We start from the raw sequence: 1,437 nt of genomic DNA on the forward strand, positions 1-1,437 counted from the left end.
ATCGCCCGCCTTGAGGGGGTCAATAATCTGTCGGCTCCGATGATTGTCTGTAATGACGCTCATCGTTTCATGGTGGCTGAACAGATCCGCCTGTTGGGGGTTGACCAATCGACAATTATTCTTGAACCCTGCGGACGTAACACCGCACCAGCGGTTGCCGTTGCGGCTCTGCACGCCCTGCAACAGGAAGACGACCCGCTGCTGCTCATCCTCCCCGCCGATCATCTGATCAAGGATGTGGCAGCCTTTCAACATGGCGTAGCCGCAGCCGTTGAACTGGCTCAGCAAGACAAACTGGTGACTTTTGGGATTGTACCGGAAGGCCCGGAAACCGGGTATGGGTATATACGCGCGGAACGCGCGTGTCCTTTGTCCTTTGTCCCTGGTCAGCCGCTGACGCGGCGTCCTTCGTCCTTTGTCCCTGGTCATTTGTTGAAAAACAATCAACTGAATGACGCCGCTCACGGTTCACCGCTTACGGCCTACCCGGTTGCCTCTTTCGTTGAAAAGCCGGATTATGAAACGGCAGTTAAATATCTGGAATCGGGCGACTATTACTGGAACAGTGGCATGTTTATGTTCCGGGCGAGCCGGTTTGTTGAGGAGTTGAAAAAATACAACCCTGGGATGCTGCAAGCCTGTCAAAAGGCTGTTTCCGGTATGACTGAGGATCTCGATTTCTTGCGTCTGGATAAAGACCAGTTCAGTGCTTGTCCGGCGGATTCTATCGACTATGCGGTGATGGAAAAAACCGACAGTGCGGTTGTTATTCCCCTGTCGGCGGGCTGGAGTGATATCGGTTCCTGGTCGGCCCTGTGGCAGGTTCAGCAGCAGGATCAACAGGGTAACGTCAGCTTTGGTGATGTTTTGACTCACGACACCAGAAATTCCTACCTCCATGCCACCCATCGTTTGCTTGCAACCGTCGGCGTTGAGGATCTGGTGGTTGTTGAAACAGCCGACGCTATTCTGGTTGCTAAAAAAGATCAGGTCCAGAATGTCAAAAAGATTGTCGAGCAACTCAAAGAAAGTCACCGTAACGAATTTCTCCTTCACCGTCGCGTCAACCGCCCCTGGGGAGCCTATGAGGGGATCGATGTCGGAGAGCGCTTCCAGGTCAAACGCATTACCGTCAACCCCGGCGCCAGCCTGTCACTGCAGAAACACCACCACCGCGCCGAGCATTGGATCGTCGTCAACGGCACAGCCCGCATCACCTGTGATGACAAGGTGCTGATCTTAAGCGAAAACCAGCCAACCTACCTCCCCTTAGGCGCCGTCCACTGCTTAGAGAACCCCGGCAAAATCCCCTTAGAGATGATCGAAGTCCAATCAGGGAGTTATCTGGGGGAGGATGATATTGTGCGTTATGAGGATGATTATGGGCGGTAAGAAAGTGAACAGTAAGCCGTGAGCAGTAAGCAGTAAAATAAATCG

General features: G+C 53.2%; 1 protein-coding gene. It reads left to right on the forward strand.

What is annotated here, in order from left to right; genetic code table 11:
• The coding region (locus AC6F7T_RS01905; RefSeq protein ID WP_500716281.1) for a mannose-1-phosphate guanylyltransferase/mannose-6-phosphate isomerase at window positions 1–1,392 on the forward strand (1,392 nt) is incomplete at its 5' end.
• Window positions 1,393–1,437 lie beyond the last annotated feature (45 nt).

Source organism: Pelovirga sp. (assembly GCF_059864205.1).